This window comes from Haploplasma axanthum (assembly GCF_900660745.1).
Lineage (GTDB): Bacteria > Bacillota_I > Bacilli_A > Acholeplasmatales > Acholeplasmataceae > Haploplasma > Haploplasma axanthum.
Map to the genome: position 1 here is coordinate 533231 of NZ_LR215048.1, position 15319 is coordinate 548549.

The 15319-nt window shown below is 28.8% G+C and carries 14 protein-coding genes; 12 read left to right on the forward strand and 2 right to left on the reverse strand.

All coding sequences use genetic code 11. The annotated features are described in order from the left end of the window. Window positions 1–61 precede the first annotated feature (61 nt). The 12 genes from gltX to EXC62_RS02660 all read left to right on the forward strand — a co-directional run bounded on the left by gltX (window position 62) and on the right by EXC62_RS02660 (window position 11539). The gene (gltX, locus tag EXC62_RS02605; protein ID WP_162140219.1) at window positions 62–1408 is read left to right on the forward strand and encodes a glutamate--tRNA ligase; all 1347 of its coding nucleotides are present in this window, start codon (window positions 62–64) and stop codon (window positions 1406–1408) included. Next, on the forward strand, window positions 1405–3033 hold the full coding sequence (locus tag EXC62_RS02610; RefSeq protein ID WP_026390582.1) for a hypothetical protein: 1629 nt from the start codon (window positions 1405–1407) through the stop codon (window positions 3031–3033). Before gltX ends, EXC62_RS02610 begins: the two co-directional genes overlap by 4 nt. Window positions 3034–3242: 209 nt before the next feature. Next, window positions 3243–4544 (forward strand): cysteine--tRNA ligase, encoded by a 1302-nt coding sequence (cysS, locus tag EXC62_RS02615; RefSeq protein ID WP_026390581.1) that lies wholly within the window; start codon window positions 3243–3245, stop codon window positions 4542–4544. Then, window positions 4545–4916, forward strand: coding sequence for a Mini-ribonuclease 3 (locus EXC62_RS02620; protein WP_026390580.1), 372 nt, complete (start codon window positions 4545–4547; stop codon window positions 4914–4916). Beyond that, window positions 4916–7501, forward strand: coding sequence for an HAD-IC family P-type ATPase (locus EXC62_RS02625; RefSeq protein ID WP_052589914.1), 2586 nt, complete (start codon window positions 4916–4918; stop codon window positions 7499–7501). Before EXC62_RS02620 ends, EXC62_RS02625 begins: the two co-directional genes overlap by 1 nt. A gap of 101 nt (window positions 7502–7602) precedes the next feature. After that, a complete protein-coding gene (gene rlmB, locus EXC62_RS02630) occupies window positions 7603–8295 on the forward strand; it encodes a 23S rRNA (guanosine(2251)-2'-O)-methyltransferase RlmB (protein WP_026390579.1) in 693 nt (230 codons plus the stop codon). Further along, complete coding sequence (locus tag EXC62_RS02635; RefSeq protein ID WP_026390578.1) at window positions 8282–8785, forward strand: sigma factor; 504 nt, start codon at window positions 8282–8284, stop codon at window positions 8783–8785. Before rlmB ends, EXC62_RS02635 begins: the two co-directional genes overlap by 14 nt. A 78-nt stretch (window positions 8786–8863) precedes the next feature. Then, window positions 8864–9013: a 50S ribosomal protein L33 gene (gene rpmG / locus EXC62_RS02640; RefSeq protein ID WP_026390577.1), complete on the forward strand. Its 150-nt coding sequence runs from the start codon at window positions 8864–8866 to the stop codon at window positions 9011–9013. Between the two features lie 12 nt (window positions 9014–9025). After that, on the forward strand, window positions 9026–9454 hold the full coding sequence (gene secE, locus EXC62_RS02645; protein WP_035375747.1) for a preprotein translocase subunit SecE: 429 nt from the start codon (window positions 9026–9028) through the stop codon (window positions 9452–9454). A 2-nt stretch (window positions 9455–9456) separates the two neighbouring features. Next, a complete protein-coding gene (gene nusG / locus EXC62_RS02650) occupies window positions 9457–9999 on the forward strand; it encodes a transcription termination/antitermination protein NusG (protein ID WP_026390576.1) in 543 nt (180 codons plus the stop codon). Between the two features lie 101 nt (window positions 10000–10100). Further along, the gene (locus tag EXC62_RS02655; protein WP_026390575.1) at window positions 10101–10742 is read left to right on the forward strand and encodes a Pr6Pr family membrane protein; all 642 of its coding nucleotides are present in this window, start codon (window positions 10101–10103) and stop codon (window positions 10740–10742) included. A gap of 74 nt (window positions 10743–10816) precedes the next feature. Continuing rightward, a complete protein-coding gene (locus tag EXC62_RS02660) occupies window positions 10817–11539 on the forward strand; it encodes a hypothetical protein (protein ID WP_026390574.1) in 723 nt (240 codons plus the stop codon). Between the two features lie 64 nt (window positions 11540–11603). Here the strand turns inward: EXC62_RS02660 and EXC62_RS02665 are convergent, their stop codons facing one another. Both EXC62_RS02665 and EXC62_RS02670 read right to left on the reverse strand, forming a co-directional pair. Beyond that, on the reverse strand, window positions 11604–13340 hold the full coding sequence (locus EXC62_RS02665; RefSeq protein ID WP_035375746.1) for an ABC transporter ATP-binding protein: 1737 nt from the start codon (window positions 13338–13340) through the stop codon (window positions 11604–11606). Then, window positions 13337–15073 carry an ABC transporter ATP-binding protein gene (locus tag EXC62_RS02670; RefSeq protein WP_162140218.1) on the reverse strand — a complete coding sequence of 579 codons (1737 nt, stop codon included), beginning with the start codon at window positions 15071–15073 and terminating at the stop codon, window positions 13337–13339. The genes EXC62_RS02665 and EXC62_RS02670 overlap by 4 nt, the downstream gene beginning before the upstream one ends. Window positions 15074–15319: the final 246 nt, after the last annotated feature.

Here is a 15319-nt window from a genome sequence, read left to right on the forward strand (position 1 = left end):
TAAGTTGTTTAATGGTAAAATAATAGGCGAGACTTATAATATTTTAAGGAAGTGTTTTTATATGAAAAAAGTAAGAGTTAGATATGCACCTAGTCCAACAGGACTACTTCATATTGGTAATGCTAGAAGTGCGTTGTTTAATTATTTGTTTGCAGAACATTTTAAAGGCGACTTCATTGTTAGAATTGAAGATACTGATGTTTTAAGAAATGTTGAAGGTGGAGAAGAAAGTCAATTAAAGTATCTAAAATGGTTAGGACTTGATTGGAAAGAGTCTCCAGATAAAGGTGGCCCTTTTGGACCTTATCGACAATTAGAAAGATTAGATTTATATCAAAAATATGCAGAAGAACTATTAGAACGAGGACTTGCATATAAAGAATATCGTGAAGATAGTGATAAGTTCGCTATTAGATTTAAAGTTCCTGCAAATGAAACATATGAATTTAATGATTTAGTAAGAGGAACACTTCGTTTTGAAAGTAAAGAAGTTGAAGATTGGATAATTATGAAAGATAATGGAATTCCAACTTATAACTTTGCTGTTGTTATTGATGATCATTTGATGGAAATTACACATGTATTAAGAGGCGAAGAACATATTACGAATACTCCAAAACAAATCATGGTTTATCGTGCATTTGGATGGGATGTTCCAGAGTTTGGACATATGACAATAATTGTTAATGAAGAAAGAAAGAAACTATCTAAACGTGATAAAAATGTAATTCAATTTATTTCGGAATATGAAGCAGCTGGATATTTACCAGAAGCAATGTTTAATTTCATTTCATTACTTGGGTGGTCACCAACTGGTGAAGAAGAAATTTTATCTAAGGAACAAATTATTGAAATGTTTGATCCAAATAGATTGTCAAAATCACCTGCAATGTTTGATAAAGATAAACTAGCATATGTTAATAGTCGTTATATAAAGAAGTTAACAGATCAAGAATTAGCTGAAAAAACTAAGAAATATTTTGTTAATGAAGGAATTGAAATTGTAAGTGATGAATGGTTAGAAAAACTAGTTGGATTATTCAAAGATAGAATTACTCATTTGGGTGAAATAACTAAACTTTATCATGGATTCTTCCATGATGAGTTTAAATTAAACAATGAAGAGTTAGAAGTATTGAAAGAAAATAATAGTTTGGAAATGCTTAAAGTATTTCATGACAAATTAAACGAAACAATCGATTTTTCTGATGAAAATATTGGAAATATTATTAAAGAAACAGGTAAAGAAACTAATACCAAAGGTAAAGCCTTGTTTATGCCAACAAGAATAGCGACAACAGGAGATATGCATGGACCAAGCCTACCAATAACATTATCATTATTAGGAAAAGATGTTGTTTTAGAAAGACTTGAAAAAGCAATGTCAATATTAAGAGGTGAAGTATGAAAAAAATAGGAAGTTTATTTATTGCAATATTATTAACTGTTGTTTTAGTTTCTTGTAGTAAAGATAAGTTCACTGCAAAAGCTGAAGTAAATGATTTAGAACCTGGAAGAGTTGAAATTTCATTTAAACTTACAGTAACAGATGAAGACAACTTAATTGCTGATGATGCGCAAATCAATGTAATATTAAAAGAAATGGATGATACAGTAAAAAGCGAAAAATCAAGTAATAAAGCATCAATAAAATCAGAAGAAAATGGTGAATCATTTCAATTTACTAATCTGAAAGAAAATACAAAATATCGATTAGTTGTAACAACAACATGGAAAGAAAAATCACGTAAACTTTTAGAACGTGAAGTTTCAACAGTTGCTGTAAATGAAGTTAGATTAACACAAGCTAATATTGATGATTTCTTTAAAATGAAAGAATCAAGTTTTAGATATTCAACATTTATATTAGATGGAGACTTAGATTTTACTGAAAAAACTGATATGATTAAAGATAATCTTATTAGTGATTTTAGAGGTATCTTTGATGGACAAGAACATTCAATTAAGAACTATACAATTGATTCAACAAATAGTTCGCTAGGATTGTTTGGACAACTTGGTAGTGAAGCAAAGATTAGTAATCTAGTATTAGATGGAATAACTGTTAAGACTAAAACAAACTCAAGTTCACAATCGAAATATATTGGGATTTTATTTGGACAAAATTCTAGTTCGTCAGTTGAAATAAAGAATATTACTATTAAAAATAGTCAAATTAATATTGATGAATATAGTTCTACTTCAAGCTATTTTAGAGTAGGTATTTTAGGTGGAGTAATAAATGGTAAAATTGAAAATGTTACAATTGAAAATACAAATACTTTAACTATAAAAGCAAACAAAATAGGTAGTTTCTCATCATCTACTAATGGTGCAGCAATCGGTGGTGTTGTTGGTGAAATAACATCTAATGCTAGCGTTAAAAATGTTGTTAATGCTGGAACAATTAATTTATCTATTGAACAAACAAAAGATAAAGGCTTAGAAGGAACAAATGCTAAAATTAATGTTGGTGGTTTTGCAGGTGTAAGTATTTCAGATATTAATGAAACAAAGGTTAGTAATGTAATTTCAAAAACTAATATTCTTGTTGATAAACTCGCGTTTTCAATTTCTAAAGTTGCAACTGACGTTAAGAGTGCTTCAGTTGATTTGAACATTGGTGGCTTATTTGGATATTTTAATGGTAAAACAAGTAATCTTATTTATGAAGGAAATATTACAGTTCCAAAACTTACATATGTTAAAGATATCGAAGATGAAATGTCTTATGAATATCGCCGTGTGATAAGAGTTGGATCATTAATAGGATATACTCCGGCATCAGCAGGCTCATTTACAAATCTTTTAAGAGTTAATGGAAAAATAACTATTGCAGAACAAGATGCAGCTAATTTAAGTGCTAATACATTATTTGGATATAGTGAAATTAAATCTTTTGGATCAAATGAACAATTCGGATATGTTGGAGAAATTACTGATTCATTTACGGAAATAAAAGGTAAACAATATGCGACTGTTGAAGAATTATTTAAGGATAACGAAAGTTGGATAATTAAAAATTATAAATAGTTAATAAAGCTCAGTTTAATTGCTGAGCTTTTGTTTCATAATTGTTAAAGTGATATAATATTTATAGAGAGGATTAGTTTAATTCTTTAACAACTGTAAATAGGATAATCAAGCGATGTTTGAAATATTAAGAAAGTTAATAGAAATACAACTAAAAACTTGTTATTTATGTTATTATTAAATATAATATTTAAAAAGGAGAAAGTAGAATGCTTAAAATATATAATACATTAACTAAAATACATGAAGATTTTATTCCAATTCAAGGGACGGATGTTTCAATGTATGTATGTGGGCCAACAGTTTATTCATACATTCATATTGGAAATGCTAGACCCGTTATATTTTTTGATGTTTTAAGAAATTACTTATCCTTTTTAGGATATAAAGTTAACTATGTTTCAAATATAACTGATGTTGATGATAAGATAATAAACGAATCAAAAAAATTGGGAATTACAGAAAAAGAATTAACAACTAAATTTACTGAGGCATTTATCGATTCAACAAAAAAAATAGGAAGTGATTTACCAAATCAAATGCCTAAAGCAACGGATTATATTGATAGTATGATTGACTTCATCGATGATTTAATTAATAAGGGATATGCCTATAAGACAGAATCAGGTGTTTATTTTGATACAAATAAAGTTCCAAATTATGGAGAATTATCAGGACAAAACAAAGATGAATTAAACGAGAGTGTTAGAATTTCAAACCAAGAAGATAAGAAAGATTTTCGTGATTTTACCTTATGGAAAAAAACACATGAAGGAATTGCATTTAAGAGTCCTTGGGGAATTGGTAGACCAGGATGGCATACTGAATGTGCAGTTATGAATAAAGATATCTTTAATGGAATGATTGACATTCATGGTGGTGGAACGGATTTGATTTTCCCTCATCATGAAAATGAGAATGCTCAAACAATCGCGCATAGTGGTCATGAGCTTTCAAAGTATTGGATGCATGTTGGTAGAGTGGATATTGAAAATACTAAAATGAGTAAATCAATAGGAAATACAATTTGGGTTAAAGATCTAAAAAATCCAATGGCATATAGATTATTAGTATTAGCACATCAATACCGATTACCAATTAACTATAGTGATGAGTTACTAGTAACATTTGAAGAAATGTATGATAAAATTAGTAGGACAGTTATGAGAACAAATATCAAAATTGGATTGAACTTTGATAAAAATATCGTAAGTGATGAATACTTAAATAGATTTAAAGATGAAATGAATAAAGATTTAAATACTGCAAATGTTGTGACTTTAATATTAGAGATTATTAAAGAATTAAATAAGGAAGCAGATTTACACAAATTAACGATTTATTTTAATACGTTGAATGTTATTTTAGGAATATTAAATCTTAGACCAACATATGATTTAACAGAGGATAAGGTTAATAAGTACAATCAATGGAATGAAGCTAGAAAAAACAAAGATTATCAAAAAGCGGATTCTTTAAGAAAAGAATTACTAGAAGAAGGTTGGATTTAATTGAACGGACTAACATTAGCATATATTGGAGATGCTTACTATGAACTTGAGATTAGAAAGCATTTGATTGAACAAGGATATACACAAGTTAAAATATTGCATAATAGAGCAATTAAATACACTTCAGGCATTGCACAAGCTAAGATAATTGAGCGTTTGATTAATGAAGATTATTTGAATGAAGATGAACTTTCTGCATATAAAAGAGGTAGAAATAACAGCAGTACTGGTAGAAAAAACTTGGATGCTAAGTTATATGTGATGGCAACAGGTTTTGAAGCAGTTATTGGATATTTGTTTTTGAACGATAAAGATAGATTAAATGAATTTATAGATAAATCAATAATGATTATTGAAGAGGAGGGGTTCTAATGTCAAAAGAAGTAGCGAACGATTTAGAAAAACCAGTTGAAAAGAAAAAAAGAGGTCCTAAAACTGTTATTGTTGAAGAACCAATAAAATTTAAAGGGGATCCTTTAAGTTTGGAACAAAAAACTGAAACAACTGATTTTGATGTAAATAATAAAATTAGAAAACGTGATGACATAGTAGTTGAAAGATATAACCCTGAAATCGATAAAGGTTTAACACAAGAAGAAGTTGAAGCTAGAATGATGGCAGGAGCAGTTAATGATACTAATACCGGAAGTAGTAAGACTGTTCTTGGGATTATTTTGAGTAATACATTAACATTTTTTAACGTGATTACTTTTGGTATTGCCGTATGGTTAATACTAGCAAAAGCTCCAATCGGTGAATTGAATTTTATTATCGTTGTTATTGCAAACCTTGTTATTGGGATATTTCAAGAAATTAAGGCTAAGAAAACAATTGATAGTTTATCATTATTATCAGCGCCAACTGCAATTGTGGTTAGAGATGCTAATCAAGTTGAGATTAGTATTAATACGATAGTGATTGATGATATATTCAAACTAAGTGGTGGAAAACAAATATCAGCCGATGCAGTTCTTAGAAGTGGGACAATTGAAGTTGATGAATCATTATTAACTGGTGAAGCGGATATTATTATAAAAAAAGAAGGAGATCCACTCTTTTCAGGATCGTTTGTAGTTTCTGGTACTGGTTACGCTCAAGTTGTAGCAGTTGGAAAAGATATTTATGTCCAAAAACTTACAAGTCAAGCTAAAAAGTATAAGAAACCTAAATCAGAATTGTTTAATTCATTGAAAATGATTATGAGAATTATTGGGGTAATTATTATTCCAATTGGAATAGCTATTTACTTATTAATGTCAAAATATTCAACGAGTAGTTATCAAGAAATTGTTTTAAAGACAAGTGGTGCAGTAATTGGAATGATTCCAGCTGGGTTATTTTTATTAACATCAAGTGCGCTTGCTGTTGGTGTTATAAGACTTGCACAAAATAATACTTTAGTTCAAGAATTATATTGTATAGAAATGCTTGCTAGAATTGATGTTCTTTGTCTAGATAAAACAGGAACAATAACTGATGGAACAATGAGCGTTCATTCTGTTATTGAGTACAAGAATTCTACAGGACTTCCATTTAAGAATATTATTTCGGCAATTTTAAATGCACAAGAAGAAAGAAATTTAACTTCAAAAGCTTTAGAAGAAAGATTTGGAACAGGTAAAAGAATAAGAAGTATTGCAGAAATTCCATTTTCTAGTGCTAGAAAATTTAGTGCAGTTACATTTGATAAAATTGGAACATTTGTTATGGGAGCTCCTGAATTTGTTATTAAGAAAAATGCTACAACTGCCTCATTCTTTGATGAAGTTGAAAAGCAATCAAAAGAAGGATACCGTGTTATTGTTGTTGGTCATAGTAAAGATACGATTGAAGATGCAAAGGTTGTTGGAACAGTTAGTCCTGTTGGACTAATAATGATTGAAGATTCAATTAGACCTGATGCTGTTGAAACAATAGAGTACTTTAAAAAATCTGGAGTAGCAGTTAGAGTAATCTCTGGAGATAATCCAATAACAGTTTCAAGAATTGCACAAAGAGCAGGTATTCTTGATGCAAATAAATATATAAGTCTTGATGGCTTATCAGATAATGATGTTATTGCTGCTGCAAATGAATATATAGTTTTTGGACGTGTTTCTCCAAATCAAAAAAAGGTTTTAGTTCAAGCGTTAAAAGCTAAAGGACATACTGTTGCTATGACAGGAGACGGAGTAAATGATATTTTAGCCCTAAGAGAGGCTGACACATCAATTGCATTAGCTTCAGGTAGTGAAGCTGCTAGAAACGTTGCCCACTTGGTTTTACTTGATTCTAATTTCTCATCAATGCCTAAAGTCGTTACTGAAGGAAGAAGAGTTATTAATAATATTCAAAAACTATCAGGATTGTTTTTAGCTAAAACATTGTTTACACTATTGTTAGCAATTGTTGCAATTATTAGTAAGGGTGAGTATCCGATTACACCTAATCAGTTAACTCCGATAAACTATTTAGTAATAGGAATCCCAACATTCTTTTTAGCAATGGAAGCTAATAATAACCGAGTTGAAGGTAAATTCTTGCCTAATGTTATAAAAGGAGCACTTCCGGGTGCACTAATAATTTTAATTAACAGTTTAATAATTTTTGGATTAAGTGGTACACTTGGTATGACTAGTGCTGTTAAGTCAACATTGATTGTTTTATCAGCTACTGTAACAATGTTTGTATTATTGTTAAAGATTTCTTTACCTTTTAATAGAATGAGAATATTCTTGTTGCTAACAATGTTCACAGGATTTGCTATCTTAGTTTTCGCAAGACCAGACTTTTTCAATTTACTACCTTTTTCAAAATTAGATATTTTACCAGGAATTGATCCGTTATCAGTTCCTCAAATATTACTTTTAATTGTCCTTATCCAAAGTACTTGGCCAATGCTTTATATATTAACAAATATTGTTAAATGGTCAAAAATTGTTTTAAAGAAAACAGTTAAGTTAATAACAGGTGTTTAAAATGAAAGGCATTTATTGCCTTTCTATTGTTTATATTCAAAAAAAATTAGATTTAATCTTTATGTTTATTACATAATGAAGATTAAAAGGAGGAAATTAAAATGATTATCTACGGAAAAAATATTATTAAAGAAGCAATATATACTAAAAGACCAATTTATAAACTATATATTGATGAAAGATTAAAAGATAATGATTATTTAGAGTTTTTGAAATCACATGATATAAAATACAAAATAACAAATAAAGGTGAATTAAATAATTTAACCAATAATGCAATCCATCAAGGTGTTGTTGCTGATGTATTACCATATGAATATAAAACTCTAAATGAAGTAATTAACGAAGAAAAAAGACAAAGATTCCTAATTTTGGATGGAATTGAAGATCCACATAATTTAGGAGCGATTTTAAGAACAGCAGAAGCAACAAAACTTGATGCAATAATAATGAGTAAGAAAAACCAAGTGCCTTTAAATGCAACAGTCGCTAAAGTTTCAAGTGGAGCAATAGAACATGTTGATGTGGTTGTTGTTGGTAATATTAATCAAGCAATTACTGAATTAAAAGAAAAAAATATTTGGGTTGTTGGAACAGATGATAAAGCAACCAATTCATATTTAGAGATTCCTAAAGATCGTTCGGTTGCTATTGTATTAGGTAACGAAGGTGAAGGGATGCGCTTTTTAGTAAAACAAAATTGTGATATACTAGTGAAAATTCCAATGTACGGTAAAGTTAATTCACTAAATGTTAGTGTTGCTGCAGCACTGATGTTATATGCATCAATATAATGATTATGAACTTATATATTTAATTCAAAGTGAAAAATGTGAAGCAGCTTTAAAATGGATGTTTAAAAAATATGAGTTATTGATCAAAAAGTATATTTATATGTATGGTGTTAAGAAAATATACTATGATGATTTTTATCAGGAAGCACTTATTTTAATGTACAAAATAATTAATAATTTTGATGAAAGTAAAGGAAAAACTTTTACCAGATTTTATGAATTAGTTTTGAAAAGAAGAATTATTAGGTTAATTAATGAACTTCCTAAGTATGATTTATATGAAAATGTTGACTATTACCAAGACGAAACTTCTAATAATATAGAAATTGAAACGAATAATCTTACGGAGTTTGAAGAGAAGATTTATCAAAGCTATTTCGTTGAAAACCAAAAAATCTCTTATATTGCAGTTAATGAAGATAAAAGTACTAAACAAATTTATAACGCAATTTACAGAATAAGAGAAAAATACAAAAATAATATGTTATAATATATAACGATAGAATTGACTAAGTCATTCAAAAATGTTAAAATACATTAGCGAATGACCACGGAAGGTGGTTTTTTAATGCGTGAAAAAGTTATTTTGGTTTGTACTGAATGTTTGAGTAGAAACTACACAACGACAAAAAACAAACAAACACAAAAAGATAGATTAGAAATAAGTAAATTTTGCTCAAAGTGTAACAAACATACATTGCATAAAGAAAGCAAATAGGGAGGAAATACCATGGCAGTTAAAGAAAAAACAGTTGAGAAAAAAAGTAAATTAAAAGAAATATTAGTTACAGAGTATCGTTGGGAAAATCTTTTATTATTAGTATTAGCGACTTTGTCAACAGCATTATCACTAATTATTATTATCAATAAAGGACCAATTACAATTGATTCTAATTTCCCAGTTTTAGGAAATAGAACTAATCAATTAATCTTTGCATGGATATTATTTGCAATTTCAATGATGGGTATTGGATTAGTAATCGCTCCATTTATAACTCCGGCAATTCCAGAGTTAAAGAAAATTACATGGGCTACTAAATCACAGTTCTTAGATCATAGTGTAAGAGTTCTTGTATTTATATTATTCTTTGTTTTTGTAATAATTGCTTTTGATATTATTGTACTAGCATTACTTAACTTAATTAATGGTGGTTTATAATAATGACAAAGCGTAAAAGATGGTACATTGTTCAAACATACTCAGGATACGAAAATTCAGTTAAAAACGATTTAAAGAGAAGAATTGAAAGTATGGGGATGAGTGATTTAATTTTTGATGTTATTGTACCAGAAGAAATAATTATTGAAAAAAAAGCAGATGGCTCTGATAAAGAAAAAGTTAAGCAATTATTTCCAGGTTATGTTTTTGTTGAAATGATTGAAACTGATGAATCATGGTATGTAGTTAGAAATACTCCACGTGTTACAGGATTTTTAGGATCAAGTGGTGGTGGTACAAAACCAGTTCCTCTAGAAGATGGTGAAATGGATTCAATTTTATATAAAATTGGAATTAAAGTTAAGCCTACATTTGAACATTTAATTGGAAAAACAGTTGAAATTCAAAATGGACCTTATGCAGGACAACGTGGTAAAGTATCTTTCGTTGATGTTGATAAAGAAATATTAAAAGTTGATATTGAGTTTTTTGGAAGAGCAACTCCAACAGAAGTTGATATTGATAACGTTAAAGAAATTTTATAAGAGCGAAAGCTCTTTTTCTTTTTTATGAAAAAAACTTGCAAATTTTTTTTAATATGCTATCATATATATAGTTTGAATTTCAAACTAAAAAGGAGAATAATATGAAAGCAAAACTTTTTAAAGGATACATGGCGATTATATATGCGATGATTCTATTATTTTTTCTTGTAAGTAATTTTACAGCAAGAACAGAAGAACAATGGCGTTTCTTTTACGCATTTACTCAACAATCAAACATAATTGTGTTGATATGGCTAATTTTATTTGGAATAAACACATTTAAACCTACCAAGTTTAATTTTGTTCGAAATAAAACTCTAATGGTTGCAATAACAGTTTATATATCAATAACATTCTTTATTGTAGCATTTGTACTTGATCCATTCTTTGCAGGGAAATTTCAACCAGCTAAATCAACTGGAGAGTTAATTTTACATAACTTAACACCGATTGTAATGTGGATTTATTTCTTTATTGTTAAAGGTGAAGGCGAATTGAATATTAAAAAAACACCTTTAGTTCTAATATATCCATTAGCTTATGTTGTATTAAACTTAGTTGTTGGTGGAACAGTTAAATATGTTGATGGAACTAGTGCTTATGCTTATGGTTTTATTAATCCAGCAAGTTATGGTGGTAACTTCATCTTGTTCATAGGAGCATTGTTAGGTTTAATATTAATCTTTTCACTGTTTAGTATATTACTTTCAAAACTAAAAAATAGAATCGATAGTGTTGAATAATTTATAGTAGAGGTTTTCCTCTACTATTTTTTTCTGCTGTATTGAGTTATAATAAATATAAGGAGTGATTGGAAATGCCACTTACATTAAAGCGTGTGTATCAGTTTTTATATTTATCATATATATTGTTGTTGGGAATAATCTATATTGTTTTTCCAAATGTTGTGGAAAATAGTGAAGGTGTTGTTAATGTGATCTTTATTAGTCTGGTCATTACAACATTAACATTCATGCTTGCTTATTTCGAAATTAAATTTCAAATATTAAAAGCTTATTGGTTATTAGGATATTTTATTAGTATATTATCACCAATCCTATTTTTGTTTACTAAGTATGCTAGCATTATTTGTCTTTTAACAATTATACCGTTTTTAATAATATCCTTTATAATCAAAAGAACAAAAATTCTTAAATATAATGTTTTGAATGATACGTTGATAAATATTGATTATTTATTATGTTTCTTAGTATCTGTGGTTCTAATATTAACAAAACAAGAATATTGGTATTTAGGAATATTAATGTTATTAAATGTAGTTTTAATAGAAGTATTATTATATTTAGATTTAAAAAAAGTTTCTAAAAATAATGATAGTAAAATATTGGTTACATTATTGATGATTATTTTAATTGCTTTTCTAGCGTATAATGGTGAGTTATTACTTGATTACCGAAGTAATATTAGTATTTTAGAAAATGTTTTAATACCGATTGTTACAATTGCATCAGTTTTAGTTCTTGCTATTGTTAATAAAAGAAATTTGGATGAACTAATAAAAAATATAACGATTGATTAAAAAAATAAAAGGATTATAAACTAATAGAGAATAAATCTTTAGAAGTTTAATAATCCTTTTTTAATTAATCATTTTCAAACTGACTATTATAGAGGTTTTCATAGAAACCTTTTTGTGCAATAAGTTCATTATGAGTACCCATTTCAATTATTTCACCATCTTTTAAAACAACGATTAAATCGGCATTTTTAATTGTTGAAAGTCTATGGGCAATAACAAAACTTGTACGTCCTGACATAATATTTTTCATAGCTTCTTGTAGCATAACTTCAAGTCTAGTATCAACAGTAGAAGTAGCTTCATCTAATATTAGCATTGAAGGATTTGCAAGGAAGGCTCTAGCAATTGTTAATAATTGCTTTTCTCCTTGGCTGATATTATTTCCTTCTTCATTAATAACCATATTATAGCCATCTGGTAGTGTTGAAATGTAATGATGTATATTAGCATATTTTGCTGCTTGAATAATTTCTTCCATAGTAGCATCATCACGTCCATATTTAATATTATCAGCAATAGTTCCATGGAATAACCATGTATCTTGAAGTACCATTCCAAAGTGTGTTCTTAATTCGTCTTTTTTAAGGTGATTAAGGTTTATTCCATCAAGTCTAATCTTACCACTATCTATATCATAAAAACGCATTAAAAGGTTAATTATGGTTGTTTTACCAGAACCTGTTGGCCCAACGATTGCAATCATTTGACCGGGTTTAACATCAAAGGAAACATTTTTTAAAATTGGTTTATCTTTTGAGTAAGCAAAATCAACATTTTCGAATGTAACATGACCTTGAAGATTTTCAATATGTTCTGCCGGCTCATAGTCTGGTTTTTCTTCATCTTCATCTAGAAAATCAAATACACGTTTTGCAGCTGCAGTAGAAGATTGAATAACAACACTCATTTGTGTAACTTGAGTTATTGGACTTGAAAGTCTCCAAATATATCTAATTCCAGCGTGAAGAGTTCCTAAAACGATTGTCCCTTCAATGGCTAACTTACCACCGATTAAAGCCATTATAACAATTGTTATATAAGTTACTGTACTAATAATAGGGTTTAGTAATCCGGATACAAAGTCTGATCTAAAAACGTATTTAGATAAATCAACCATTATTCCATCAAACATTTTTGCAGAATCTTCTTGTTTATTATAAAGAGTTATTTCTTTATAACCGGTATATTGTTCCTGTAAGTGACCAGCAAGAACACCATATGTTTTAAAGCGTTTTGCATATAGTGGGCCGGATGCTTTTAAAATGAATCTGGAAATAATGAAGATAATTGGGAACATTGCAAGTGCAAGAAGTGCAAATTGCCAATTTACAGAAACGAACATAAAAGTAATAATGAATAAAATTGTAAGGATTGCATTGAATACAGAAGCAAAAGCTTGCTGCATACCGTTAGATAATGATTCAACGTCATTTGACATTCTACTCATAATATCGCCAATTGGATGTGTATCAAAATATCTGATTGGCATTCTATGAATTTTTTGTTGAACATCATTACGAATTTTTTTCATGGTTTTTTGAATTGCAATTGTCAAAAGTTGATTAAATGTTAAACGACAGATTGCTACAAAAGTATAGACGGATATAAGAGTAATAACTGTTCTTGTAACAAAGACTTTATCAAATCCGGATTTGTTATCAATACTTTTTTGGAAACTAGTAATAATGCTACCTTCTAATACTGGTGCATATGAAACTAGTCCAGCAACAACTATAATCAAAAATATACTTATGATAAAGTGCCATTTATAAATCTTTATATATTTTAATAGTTTTCTCATTGTAGTTCCTCCTCACTTAATTGTGAAGCAGCTATTTCTTGATAAATCTTACAAGATGTCATAAGTTCACTATGAGTGCCACGACATACAATTTCTCCATTGTTTAAAACAATAATTGTATCAGCATGAACAATAGAGGTGATTCTTTGAGCCACTACTAATGTAATTGTATCTTTTGATACCTCGTTTAATGATTTTCTAAGTGCGGCATCAGTTTTAAAATCAAGTGCACTAAATGAATCATCAAAGATTAAAACATCTGGCTTTTTAATAAGAGCGCGAGCAATTGAGATTCTTTGTTTTTGACCGCCTGAAAGGTTTGCTCCCATTTCACTAACAGGATCATCATATCCTTTTTGTTTTGCAAGTATAAAGTCATGTGCTTGTGCAGTTTTAGCTGCTTCAATAACTTCCTCTTCAGTAGCATCATGTTTTCCATAACGGATGTTATCGGCGATAGTACCATTAAAGAGAATAGCTTTTTGAGGAATAAAACCGACTTTATTTCTTAAATACTTCAAATCAAAATCTGTTACATTGACATCGTCAATAAGAATCTCACCTTCAGTAGCATCATAAAGTCTAGGTACTAGATTTATTAGGGTTGATTTACCACTACCGGTTGAACCGATAAATGCAATTGTTTCACCTTTTTTAGCTTTAAATGAAATATCTTTTAAAACAGCTGCTTCGCTATCAGGATAACTAAAACTAACATTCTTAAATTCCAATGTACCTTTTGGTTTTTCGATGTAAGATATCGCGTTTGGTTTGTTTTTGATTTTAACATCAGTATTTAAAATTTCAGCAATTCTTTTTGATGAAACGATTGTTCTAGGATATAAAATAAACAGCATGGAGAATGTTAATATTGAAAACATTACTAAAAACTGATAATCAAAAAATGCTGTAATATTACCAAGTGTTAAATTAGGGTTTTCTGATGTAACGTTTTGTCCAGCGAAGAATAAGGTAATTGTAATAATCACGTTTAAGAAAAAGAAGAAAACAGGTTCTGTTGAAGTCATAATTCTAAATAACTTCATAGCAGTAGAAGTATATTTCTCGTTTGCTTTTTCAAAACGTTCTGCCTCATATTTGTTTTTTCTAAATGCACGGACAACTCTTACACCAGTTAAATTTTCTCTTGTGACTAAGTTTAATTTATCAAGGTTTAATTGTTGGCTTTCTGATAATGGTTTTGTTGCTGTAATAACAATTACAATCCCAATTACTACAATTGGAATTGAAATCAATGTACTTGGAAGCAATGTAGGTGCTTCACGGGATATTAAGACAATCGAGATTGCAATTAATATCGGTGACATAAATGCTGTTCTAAAAAATGTGCTTACAAAGTTTAAAATTTGAAAAACATCACTTGTAGTTCTAGTGATTAAAGATGAAATCCCAAATTCATTCATCTCTTCTGGAGAGAAGGTTTGTATTTTCTTAAAAACATCATTACGTAAATCAACAAGAATTGAAGTTGCTGTTTTAACGGAAGCGTAGTTTGCAAGAATATTGCCTATTGCACCAAGTATAGCAACTAAAGCTAGATATATTCCGAACTTATAAAGTAGTGGAAGATTACCATTTGGTAATGCATCATCGATTATCTTTGAAATAAGTAATGGTATACCAAGTTCAGCGGAGGCAACCGCGAGAATTGCGAACAAATTCAAAAAGAAAAATCTTTTGCGTCGCATTAGATACTTAAATATTAGTTTCATATGTTTCCCCCTTTATAATAATAAATATATATAACATATCATATATATTCTACTATTAAATAATTATAAGTCAATTGCTTTGAATGGGATAAAAGCATGTAAATGTTATCATTCAAAATATATCTTTGACATGTCTTGAAGATGTGTTTTATAGCTCTTGTTAAAGTGTTTTGTTTAAATACTGATTAGGTTAATAATTCGATAAAACAAAACTGAACAAGTATATAAAATGTACACATATTTTAA

Coding starts and splice junctions, on each gene's coding strand:
- gltX (WP_162140219.1), top strand. CDS start 62: ATGAAAAAAGTAAGAGTTAGATATGCACCTAGTCCAACAGGACTACTT.
- EXC62_RS02610 (WP_026390582.1), top strand. CDS start 1,405: ATGAAAAAAATAGGAAGTTTATTTATTGCAATATTATTAACTGTTGTT.
- cysS (WP_026390581.1), top strand. CDS start 3,243: ATGCTTAAAATATATAATACATTAACTAAAATACATGAAGATTTTATT.
- EXC62_RS02625 (WP_052589914.1), top strand. CDS start 4,916: ATGTCAAAAGAAGTAGCGAACGATTTAGAAAAACCAGTTGAAAAGAAA.
- rlmB (WP_026390579.1), top strand. CDS start 7,603: ATGATTATCTACGGAAAAAATATTATTAAAGAAGCAATATATACTAAA.
- EXC62_RS02635 (WP_026390578.1), top strand. CDS start 8,282: ATGCATCAATATAATGATTATGAACTTATATATTTAATTCAAAGTGAA.
- rpmG (WP_026390577.1), top strand. CDS start 8,864: ATGCGTGAAAAAGTTATTTTGGTTTGTACTGAATGTTTGAGTAGAAAC.
- secE (WP_035375747.1), top strand. CDS start 9,026: ATGGCAGTTAAAGAAAAAACAGTTGAGAAAAAAAGTAAATTAAAAGAA.
- nusG (WP_026390576.1), top strand. CDS start 9,457: ATGACAAAGCGTAAAAGATGGTACATTGTTCAAACATACTCAGGATAC.
- EXC62_RS02655 (WP_026390575.1), top strand. CDS start 10,101: ATGAAAGCAAAACTTTTTAAAGGATACATGGCGATTATATATGCGATG.
- EXC62_RS02660 (WP_026390574.1), top strand. CDS start 10,817: ATGCCACTTACATTAAAGCGTGTGTATCAGTTTTTATATTTATCATAT.
- EXC62_RS02665 (WP_035375746.1), bottom strand. CDS start 13,340: ATGAGAAAACTATTAAAATATATAAAGATTTATAAATGGCACTTTATC.
- EXC62_RS02670 (WP_162140218.1), bottom strand. CDS start 15,073: ATGAAACTAATATTTAAGTATCTAATGCGACGCAAAAGATTTTTCTTT.